Origin of the sequence: Phenylobacterium sp., from assembly GCF_036402295.1 — a bacterium.
Lineage (GTDB): Bacteria > Pseudomonadota > Alphaproteobacteria > Caulobacterales > Caulobacteraceae > Phenylobacterium.
Genome location: NZ_DASWTE010000380.1, coordinates 1 through 8,914, shown reverse-complemented (window position 1 = coordinate 8,914; position 8,914 = coordinate 1). Strand labels below are relative to the sequence as shown.

At 69.7% G+C, this 8,914-nt stretch carries 12 protein-coding genes; 5 read left to right on the top strand and 7 right to left on the bottom strand.

Annotated elements, in window-relative coordinates; translation table 11 throughout:
• A partial coding sequence (locus VGD44_RS22185) for a metal-dependent hydrolase family protein (RefSeq protein ID WP_331090556.1) occupies window positions 1-894 on the bottom strand: 894 nt, incomplete at its 3' end.
• 113 nt (window positions 895-1,007) lie between these two features.
• On the opposite strand from VGD44_RS22185, the gene argB reads away from it, so the two are divergent.
• The 3 genes from argB to dapD are packed head-to-tail and all read left to right on the top strand — an operon-like array spanning window position 1,008 to window position 3,414.
• Entirely contained in the window at window positions 1,008-1,922 is a 915-nt protein-coding gene (gene argB, locus VGD44_RS22180; protein WP_331090555.1) for an acetylglutamate kinase, read from the top strand.
• The gene (locus tag VGD44_RS22175; protein WP_331090554.1) at window positions 1,919-2,581 is read left to right on the top strand and encodes a pyrimidine 5'-nucleotidase; all 663 of its coding nucleotides are present in this window, start codon (window positions 1,919-1,921) and stop codon (window positions 2,579-2,581) included. Before argB ends, VGD44_RS22175 begins: the two co-directional genes overlap by 4 nt.
• Before the next feature lie 2 nt (window positions 2,582-2,583).
• Complete coding sequence (gene dapD / locus VGD44_RS22170) at window positions 2,584-3,414, top strand: 2,3,4,5-tetrahydropyridine-2,6-dicarboxylate N-succinyltransferase (protein WP_331090553.1); 831 nt, start codon at window positions 2,584-2,586, stop codon at window positions 3,412-3,414.
• Here dapD and VGD44_RS22165 read toward each other — a convergent pair.
• The 3 genes from VGD44_RS22165 to VGD44_RS22155 form a co-directional block, all read right to left on the bottom strand.
• Window positions 3,392-3,640, bottom strand: coding sequence for a hypothetical protein (locus VGD44_RS22165; RefSeq protein WP_331090552.1), 249 nt, complete (start codon window positions 3,638-3,640; stop codon window positions 3,392-3,394). The genes dapD and VGD44_RS22165 overlap by 23 nt on opposite strands.
• Before the next feature lie 115 nt (window positions 3,641-3,755).
• Window positions 3,756-4,220, bottom strand: coding sequence for a cupin domain-containing protein (locus VGD44_RS22160; RefSeq protein ID WP_331090551.1), 465 nt, complete (start codon window positions 4,218-4,220; stop codon window positions 3,756-3,758).
• A complete protein-coding gene (locus tag VGD44_RS22155; protein ID WP_331090550.1) occupies window positions 4,220-4,696 on the bottom strand; it encodes a cupin domain-containing protein in 477 nt (158 codons plus the stop codon). The genes VGD44_RS22160 and VGD44_RS22155 overlap by 1 nt, the downstream gene beginning before the upstream one ends.
• Before the next feature lie 43 nt (window positions 4,697-4,739).
• On the opposite strand from VGD44_RS22155, the gene dapE reads away from it, so the two are divergent.
• The gene (gene dapE, locus VGD44_RS22150; protein ID WP_331090549.1) at window positions 4,740-5,906 is read left to right on the top strand and encodes a succinyl-diaminopimelate desuccinylase; all 1,167 of its coding nucleotides are present in this window, start codon (window positions 4,740-4,742) and stop codon (window positions 5,904-5,906) included.
• Window positions 5,907-5,988: 82 nt separating this feature from the next.
• Here dapE and VGD44_RS22145 read toward each other — a convergent pair whose 3' ends face one another.
• Genes VGD44_RS22145 through fmt form a run of 3 tightly spaced genes read right to left on the bottom strand, consistent with a single transcriptional unit; the run spans window position 5,989 to window position 8,540 of the window.
• Window positions 5,989-6,822 carry a TIGR00266 family protein gene (locus VGD44_RS22145; protein WP_331090548.1) on the bottom strand — a complete coding sequence of 278 codons (834 nt, stop codon included), beginning with the start codon at window positions 6,820-6,822 and terminating at the stop codon, window positions 5,989-5,991.
• 54 nt (window positions 6,823-6,876) lie between these two features.
• Window positions 6,877-7,614 (bottom strand): tRNA pseudouridine(38-40) synthase TruA, encoded by a 738-nt coding sequence (truA, locus tag VGD44_RS22140; protein WP_331090547.1) that lies wholly within the window; start codon window positions 7,612-7,614, stop codon window positions 6,877-6,879.
• Window positions 7,614-8,540: a methionyl-tRNA formyltransferase gene (fmt, locus tag VGD44_RS22135; protein WP_331090546.1), complete on the bottom strand. Its 927-nt coding sequence runs from the start codon at window positions 8,538-8,540 to the stop codon at window positions 7,614-7,616. Before fmt ends, truA begins: the two co-directional genes overlap by 1 nt.
• 86 nt (window positions 8,541-8,626) lie before the next feature.
• Between fmt and VGD44_RS22130 the strand changes: the two genes are divergently transcribed.
• Window positions 8,627-8,914: hypothetical protein (locus VGD44_RS22130; RefSeq protein ID WP_331090545.1), on the top strand; the 288-nt coding region annotated here is incomplete at its 3' end.

The following is an 8,914-nucleotide window of genomic DNA, read 5'->3' as shown; positions in this document are numbered from 1 at the left end:
CTCGGCCTGGGTGTAGTCGGTGTTGTAGATGTCGAAGCCGAGCCAGGTCCCCTTCTGGACGGCCAGCTTGATCCCCTCGTCGTCGATCAGGCTCACGTGCTCGATGGTGTCGACGCCGCCCAGGATCGCCGCCTTGATGCCGGGCGCGCCGTGGGCGTGGGCGGCCACCCTCATGCCAGCCATGTGCGCCTCCTCGGTCACCGCCTTGATCTCGTCCAGCGTCATCTGCTGGGCGCCGGGCTCGTCACCCCGCGAGAAGACGCCGCCGGTCGCGCAGATCTTGATCGAGCGCGCGCCGTACTTGCGCTGGGTCCGCACCTGCCTGCGCGCGTCGTCCGGGCTGTCCACCAGCGCCGGGCTCTTCTCCTCCATCGACGGCGGGAAGAAGGTCGAGTCGCAATGGCCCCCCGTGGCGCCCAGCGCATAGCCCGAGGCCATGATCCGCGGCCCGACGATCCAGCCCTCGTCGATCGCCTCGCGGATCCCGACGTCGCCGTAGAACTCCGCGCCCACGTTCCGCACCGTGGTGAAGCCCGCCTCCAGGGTGGTCTTGGCGTTCGCCACGCCCACCGCCGTCCAGAAACTGTCGGTGAACTCATAGGGCCGGTAGCCGCCGTACTTGCCGGCGCTGGTGAGGTGCACGTGCATGTCGATGAGGCCGGGCACCAGGGTCACGCCCGGCAGGTCCACCCGCTCGGCGCCGGCCGGGACCGCATCGCCCGCCTTGCCCACGGAGGCGATCCGGCCGTCGGTGATGACGATCAGCGGCTTGTCCACATACTTGCCGGCCTTCACGTCCAGCAGGCGCTCGGCGCTCACCGCCACCGTCTTGGCCTGGGCCGCGCCCGCAACCATCGCCACGGCCAGCGCCGCGCCCACAACCCCACGCTTCAAACCAACTCTCCTTAGCTAGCGAAGCTTCGCATAGCACGACCCACGGCGGGTGACAGCGGCGCCCCCGTCCGCTATCGGGACGCCGCGGTGGCGGCTTTCTCAGGGACGGTGACGTGAGCGCAGTGACGGAAGAGCAGGGCTGGGCGACGGCGAGGACGCTGGCCGAAGCGCTGCCCTATATCCAGATCTACGATCGCGAGACCGTGGTCATCAAATACGGCGGCCACGCCATGGGCGAGGAGTCGGTGGCTAAGCTGTTCGCGACCGACGTGGTGCTGCTGAAGATGCTGGGCCTGCACCCGGTGGTGGTGCACGGCGGCGGGCCGCAGATCTCGGCCATGCTGGAGCGGGCCGGCGTGAAGTCGACCTTCATCGACGGCCTGCGCGTCACCGACAGCCCGACCATGGAAGTCGCCGAGATGGTGCTCTCGGGCGCCATCAACAAGGAGATCGCCAGCTGGATCACCCAGGCCGGCGCCGAGGCCAAGGTCCGCGGCGTGGGCCTGTCGGGCAAGGACGCGGGCCTGATCACCGTCGAGAAGGTGACCCGCACCAAAAAGGACCCGGGCAGCGAGATCGAGAAGATCGTCGATCTGGGCTTCGTGGGCGAGCCCACCGCCATCGACACCACCCTGGTCGAGGGCCTGATCAACTCCGACAAGGACTACATCCCCGTGGTCGCCCCGATCGGAGTCTCCGCCGAGGGCCAGACCTACAATATCAACGCCGACACGGTGGCAGGCGCCCTGGCGGGTGCGCTGGAAGCCAAGCGCATGCTGCTGCTCACCGACGTGGCGGGCGTGCTGGGCAAGGACGGCGAGCTAATCCGTGAGCTGACGGTGGCCGAGGCCCGCGCCGCCATCGCCGACGGCGTCGCCACCGGCGGCATGATCCCCAAGCTGGAGACCGCCATCGCCGCGGTCGAGTCCGGCGTCGAGGCCGTGGTCATCCTGGACGGCCGCCGCCCGCACGCCATGTTGGTCGAGCTCTTCACCGAGTTCGGGGCCGGTACGCTGGTGCGACGGTGACCGCCGACCTCAGCCACATCGACACCTGGCTGTTCGACCTGGACAACACGCTCTACCCGGCGGAATCCGGCTTCATGGCCGAGATCACGGGCCGGATGACCGACTTCGTGGAGAGGGTCACCGGCCTGCCGCGCGAGGCGGCCTTCAAGCTGCAGAAGGCCTATCTGGCCGAGCACGGGCTCACCCTGAAGGGCCTGATGCTGCATCACCACATCAACCCGGCCGATTTCCACGCGATCTTCCACGACATGTCGCTGGAGGCACTGGCGCACGATCCCCATCTGCTCGCGGCGCTGGAACGGCTGCCGGGCCGCCGGCTCATCTTCACCAACGCCGACGACATCCACGCCGAACGGGTGCTGGAGCGGCTGGGCCTGAAGCATCTCTTCGACGACGTCTTCCACATCGGCTCGGCGGGGTACGAGCCGAAGCCCAGCCCAGCGGCCTTCGCGCGGATGAATGCGGCGCACGCGATCGATCCCGCCACCACCTGCTTCTTCGAGGACTCGGAGCGCAACCTCGCGCCCGCCTACGACCTCGGCATGACCACCGTGCTGGTCGGTCCCTGGGCCGCCCAGTCGACCGCCGCCTTCGTCCACCACCGCACCGCAAAGCTCGCGCCGTTCCTTATGGACGCGCGCCTCAAGGAAGCTGCCTGACGATGACCGAAGAGCTGAAGTCCGTGATCGAGACCGCCTGGGAGGCGCGCGACACCGTCAACACTGGCACGACCGGCCGCGTCCGCGACGCCGTCCACGAGACGATCGAGTTGCTCGACGCCGGCAAGCTGCGGGTCGCCCAGCGCGAAGCTGACGGGACCTGGAACACCAACCAGTGGGCCAAGCAGGCGATCTTGCTGTTCTTCCGCCTCACCCCGAACCGGTTGATCGACGCCGACGCGCCGCATCCGTACTGGGACAAGGTCCCGCTCAAGTTCACCGGCTGGGACGCCCAGCGGTTCGAGGCCGCGGGCTTCCGCGCGGTGCCGGGCTGCGTGGTCCGCAAGGGCGCCTTCGTGGGCCGCAACGTGGTGATGACGCCGTCCTTCGTGAACATCGGCGCCTATGTCGACGAGGGCACCATGGTCGACACCTGGGCCACTGTCGGCTCCTGCGCGCAGATCGGGAAGAACTGCCACATCTCGGGCGGCGCCGGCATCGGCGGCGTGCTGGAGCCGCTGCAGGCAAACCCGACCATCGTCGAGGACAACTGCTTCATCGGGGCCCGCGCCGAGGTGGCCGAGGGCGTGATCGTCCGCGAGGGCAGCGTGCTGTCGATGGGCACCTTCATCACCTCGACCACGCCGATCATCGACCGGCGCACCGGCGAGACATTCCTGGGCGAAGTGCCGCCCTACTCCGTGGTGGTCTCGGGCTCGCGTCCGAACCCGCACGACCCGACCCTGCCGTCCACCTACTGCGCGGTGATCATGAAGCGTGTCGACGAGCGGACTCGCTCGAAGACCTCGATCAACGAACTTCTGCGGGAGTAGCTGGGCCGGCTAGGTACGGCCCGCGATAGCCGGCCTCGTACGGGCCGGTATAGACGGCCGACGCGGCCGCCGTCGTCGCGCACGCGGGCTTGGGTTCGAACGGCCCGTAGTGATAGCCCACGGGGCCCCTATAGGCGTCGTAGCAGTAGGCGTAGCCGTAGTCGGCGGACGCGCAGCTCGAAAACCCGAGGGTGCTCACGACGAGCAGGACCGGTCTGAAGCCCATCGGAGCCTCCGCGCGGGCAGTTGATCCCGCCACACTCCGCCTGGCTCGGATGCTCGGCAAGCGGACTCGCCTCAGAGGCAACTCCTCCCATTTCTCATGGTGGTGGGTTCGGAGGCTATTCCTCCGGATACGGCGTGCCGTCGTTGTGGCGGTAGAACGGCTCGCCGGCGCGGGCGTCCAAATCGATGTCGGGGTAGTGGCAGGCGTCGGTCTCGGGGCGGCGCGAGCCCACCTCCAAGTAGACGGCGTCGCGGCCGGAGCGGTTCTGCAGGCAGTGGGCGTTGGTCTCGCCGGCCTTCCAGGCCACGAAGTCGCCCGGCTTCAGCACATGGTCGCCGTCGTCCTCGACCAGCACCACCTCGCCGTCGATGACATAGACGAACTCGTCCTCGTGCGTGTGCCAATGGCGCTGGCTCGACCACTTGCCGGGCGGCAGCCGCACGAGGTTCACGCCGAAGTCGGTCAGGCCCGCGGCGTCGCCCAGCTTCCGCCAGGTCGCCCCCAGGCAGATCTCGTTGTACGGGTCGGGATAGTTGCTGCCGGTGCGGACCTCGAGGGCCGCGATGTCGATCCTGGGCATCAGCGCTTGCGTCCTTCGTCCATCTCGTAGGGCGTCCCGTCGCGGTGGCGGTAGACCTCGTCGGGCGTGACGATCATGTCGAGGTCCGGATACTCGGCGCCGTCCAGGTCCGGCATCCGCGAGCCGATCTCCAGGAGAACCGCCTCGGCGCCCGACCGGTTCTGGATGTGGTGACCGTTGGCGACGCCGGCCTTGAAGCCCGCGCAGTCGCCGGCCCGCAGCACGGTCTCGCCGCCGTCCTCCACCAGCACCACCTCGCCCGAGACGACATAAACGAACTCGTCCTCGTGGGTGTGCCAGTGCCGCTGGCTGGTCCAGACGCCGGGCGCCAGCCGCATCAGGTTCACGCCGAACTGGGTCAGTCCCGCCACGTCACCCAGCTTCCAGCGCTTGCGGTCGCGGCAGGGCTCGTCGAAGGGCGGCGGATAGGCGCTGCCGAACCGGGTCTGCGCCTTGTCGATGTCGATCCTGGGCATTGATCCCCTCGCCTCGCTCGCCATTGCCAGATATGGCGGGGCCATGCCCTCCGAAAGCCCCCCAAGCCGCGCACATATCGACGCCGTCGAGCTGACCCGCGACCTGATCCGCCGCCCCTCGGTGACGCCCGCCGACGCCGGCGCGATGGCGATCGTCGAGGAGACGCTGCGCAACCTGGGCTTCGCCTGCCGGCGCATGAAGTTCGGCGAGATCGAGAACCTCTACGCCCGCTGGGGCGAGCAAGGGCCCAACCTTTGCTTCGCCGGCCATACCGACGTGGTGCCGGTCGGTGACGCCGGCGCCTGGTCCAAGGACGCCTTCGCCGCCGAGGTGGTGGACGGGGTGCTGATCGGACGCGGCTCGGTGGACATGAAAAGCGCCATCGCCGCCTTCACCGCCGCTGCCGCCGAGGCCATCGAGGCCGGCCAGGTGCGGGGCTCCATCTCCTTCCTGATCACCGGCGACGAGGAGGGGGTGGCCACCGATGGCACCGTGAAGGTCGTCGAGGCTCTCGCCGCCGAGGGCGAGCACATCGACCACTGCGTGGTGGGCGAGCCCACCTCGGCCGAGACCTTCGGCGACATGGTCAAGGTGGGCCGGCGCGGCTCGATCAACGCCGACATCGTCGTCGAGGGCGTCCAAGGCCATGTGGCCTACCCGCACCGGGCGGCGAATCCCGTGCCGGTGCTGGTCCGGCTGCTCTCGGCGCTGCAGTCGCGCAAGCTGGACGACGGCTATCCCGAATTCCAGCCGTCGAACCTGGAAGTGACCATGATCGAGGCGCCCAACACCGCCACGAACGTGATCCCGGGCGTGGCGCGGGCCAGGCTCAACATCCGCTTCAACCCCAACCACACGGGCCGGCAGCTGGCCGACTGGTTCGACATCGAGGCCTGGCGGGCGCAGGGCGACTTCAAGGGCAAGATCACCGTCACCAGCAGCATCAGCGGCGAGGCGTTCCTGACCGAGCGCGGCCACTTCACCGACCTGGTGGCCGCCGCCGTCGCCGACGTCACCGGCGCCCCGCCCGAGCTCTCCACGAGCGGCGGCACCAGCGACGCCCGCTTCATCCGCGCGCTCTGCCCTGTGATCGAGGTGGGCCTGGTCGGAAAGACCATGCACCAGGTCGACGAACGCGCCCCCGTGGACGAGATCCGCCGCCTGCAGCAGGTCTACGCGCGGATCATCGCGCGGTATTTCGAAAGCTAACACCGCTCTATCTCAAAGCCGTCATCCCGGTCTTCGCCTGCGGCGAAACCGGGATGACAAGCTTTGTGGCGTGCGCAGGTCCCTAGTTGTTGCCGCCGATCAGGTCGCCGAGGCCGCCCAGCACCGAGCCCTCGCCGCGGTTGCCGCCCGTGCCGCCGGCCGCCGCCAGCATCCGTCCGGCCAGACGCGAGAACGGCAGCGACTGGATCCACACCTTCCCGGGGCCGGTCAGGCGCGCGAAGAACAGGCCCTCGCCGCCGAAGAGGACGCTCTTCACGCCCCCCGCCATGACCAGGTCGAAGTCGACGCTGGGGGTGTAGGCCGCCAGGCAGCCGGTATCCACGTGCAGGACCTCGCCGGCCTTCAGCTCGCGCTCGACGATCGTGCCGCCCATCTGCACGAACACCCAGCCGTCGCCGTCCAGCTTCTGCATGATGAAGCCTTCGCCGCCGAACAGGCCGGTCATCACCTTGCGCTGGAAGGCGATGCCGATGGCGACGCCGCGCGCCGCAGCCAGGAAGCTGTCCTTCTGGCAGATCAGCGTGCCGCCCACGTCCGACAGCTTCAGCGGCAGGATCGCGCCCGGGGTCGGTGAGGCGAAGGCCACCCGCGCCTTGCCCTGGCCCTGGTGGGTGAACACGGTCGTGAACAGGCTCTCGCCGGTGATCAGCCGCTTGCCGGCGCCCAGGAGCTTGCCCATGAAGCCGCCGCCCTGGGCGCCCGAGCCGTCGCCGAACACGGTGGTCATCTCGACGCTGGCGTCCTTCCAGACGAACGAGCCGGCCTCCGCCACGGCGCTCTCGCCGGGGTCGAGCTCGATCTCCAGGAACTGCAGCTCCTGGCCCTTGATCTCGAAGTCGATGTCGTCGGCGACGGACGCGTTGCGGCTGTGATGGCTCCAGGGGCCCTGGGACATGGGGGAGGTCTCCGGTTCGATTCGGAGCGGATGTTTAGCGCAGCGCCGCGGCGCTCAGTACCCCACGAACGTCAGGTACAGCCCCTCCGCCGGCGCGACGGGCCCGCAGGCCTTGCGGTCGCGGGCGGCGAGCGCGGCTTCCACGTCGGCCTTGGTCCAGCGGCCGACGCCCACCTCGGCCAGCGTCCCGGTCATCGAGCGCACCTGCCGGTGCAGGAACGAGCGCGAGGCGAACTCCAGCAGCACCTCGTCGCCCTCCCGGCGGACGGTCGCCACGTCCAGTGTCTTCATCGGCGACTTGGCCTGGCAGGCGAGGTCGCGGAAGGTCGTGAAGTCGTGGTGACCGACCAGCACCTGGGCCGCCTCGTGCATCGCCGCCGCGTTGAGCGGCTTCTTCACGTGCCAGACCCGGCCCTGGTCAAGCGCCGGCGGGCTCATGCGGTTGAGGATGCGGTAGAGGTAGCGCCGCTCGGTGGCCGAGAAGCGGCTGTGCCAATCGCCCAACGCCACCTCGGCGGCCAGCACCGACACCGGGTCGGGCATCAGGTGGAAGTTCAGCGCGTTGCGCACCGTCTCGGCGGGCCAGTCCTTGGCGAGGTCGACGTGCACCACCTGGCCGGTGGCGTGGACGCCGGTGTCGGTACGGCCGGCCGCGCTCACCCGCAGGTCCTCGCCGCAGAACTTCTTGATCGCCCGTTCCAGCGACCCCTGCACCGACGGCAGGTCGGCCTGGGCCTGGAAGCCGTGGAACGGCCGGCCGTCGTATTCGATCAGGAGGCGGTATCGGGGCATCAGCCGAGCTTCGTCCCGGCCGGCACCGGCGTGCCGCGCAGGAAGACGTCGGCGTCCTGCGGCCCCTTGCCCTCGCGCTGCACGCGCAGCAGCCGCACCGCCCCTTCGCCGGTTCCCACGAGCAACCGGCCGTCCAGAGTCACGCCCGGCGCGCCCGCCTCGTCCTCGAAGGCGGAGAGCAGAGCCTTCACACGCACCGGGCCCTTGTCAGTCGGCAGCTCGAACCAGGCGCCCGGGAACGGCGACATGCCGCGGATCTTGCGGTCCAGCACCGGTCCCGGTTTCGTCCAGTCCAGTCGCGCGAACTTCGGGCTGATCTTCTTGGCGTAGGTGACCCCCTCCTCGGCCTGCGGGACAGCCGTGGCGCGGCCCTCGGCGATGTCATCGAGCGTTTCGACGATCAGCTTCGCGCCCGCCGCAGCCAGCCGGTCGTGCAGCGTCGCCGCGGTATCCAGGGGTCCGATCCGCACCGTGGCGGTCGAGAGCACCGGCCCTTCGTCCAGGCCCTCCGTCATGCGCATGACCTGCACGCCCGTCACGCTGTCGCCCGCCATGATCGCCCGCTGGATGGGCGCGGCTCCCCGCCAGCGCGGCAGAAGCGAGGCGTGCACGTTGTACGAGCCCAGCGCCGGCGCCTCGAGCACCGCGGCTGGCAGGATCTGGCCGAACGCCACCACCACCGCGGCGTCCAGGTCCAGCGCCGCGAAGGCCTCGATCTCGGCCGGGTCGCGCATGGAGGCCGGCGTGCGTACCGGGATGCCGTGCGCCTCGGCGAAGGCCTGCACCGGCGAGGGCTTCAGCTCGTGCCCGCGGCCGCGCGGCGCCGGCGGCTGGGAGTAGGCGCACACCACCTCGTGTCCGGCCGCCACGATGGCGGCGAGGGCGGAAACGGCGAAGTCCGGGGTGCCGAGGAAGGCCAGGCGCATGGCCGGGGTCCTTAGCGGAGCAGCGCGGCTAAGGGAACTTCGCGGCAAGCGCCGCCGTTGGTCGGCTGACGAAGGGAGTCCGTCAGATGATCCGCACCGTGATGATCGCGTCGGCCGCCGCGCTGGCGCTTAGCGCCTGCACCGAGGCCGAGCGCCGCGACGCCGGCAACGACGTGGAAGCCGCCGCCGACAAGGTCGCCGCCGAGACGAAGCAGGCCGTGAACAGCCCCGAGGTCAAGGAAGTGGGCTCGGAGATCAAGGAGGCCGCGAGCGACGCCGGCCACGTGATCAAGGAAGCCGCCAAGGGCGCGGCCGAAGGCGCCCGCGAAGGGGTGGCCAACGTCGAGCAGGAGAGCAAGGACGCCGCGGATAGG

Coding starts and splice junctions, on each gene's coding strand:
- VGD44_RS22165 (WP_331090552.1), bottom strand. CDS start 3,640: ATGGGCTTCAGACCGGTCCTGCTCGTCGTGAGCACCCTCGGGTTTTCG.
- VGD44_RS22160 (WP_331090551.1), bottom strand. CDS start 4,220: ATGCCCAGGATCGACATCGCGGCCCTCGAGGTCCGCACCGGCAGCAAC.
- fmt (WP_331090546.1), bottom strand. CDS start 8,540: ATGCGCCTGGCCTTCCTCGGCACCCCGGACTTCGCCGTTTCCGCCCTC.
- VGD44_RS22145 (WP_331090548.1), bottom strand. CDS start 6,822: ATGTCCCAGGGCCCCTGGAGCCATCACAGCCGCAACGCGTCCGTCGCC.
- dapD (WP_331090553.1), top strand. CDS start 2,584: ATGACCGAAGAGCTGAAGTCCGTGATCGAGACCGCCTGGGAGGCGCGC.
- dapE (WP_331090549.1), top strand. CDS start 4,740: ATGCCCTCCGAAAGCCCCCCAAGCCGCGCACATATCGACGCCGTCGAG.
- truA (WP_331090547.1), bottom strand. CDS start 7,614: ATGCCCCGATACCGCCTCCTGATCGAATACGACGGCCGGCCGTTCCAC.
- VGD44_RS22155 (WP_331090550.1), bottom strand. CDS start 4,696: ATGCCCAGGATCGACATCGACAAGGCGCAGACCCGGTTCGGCAGCGCC.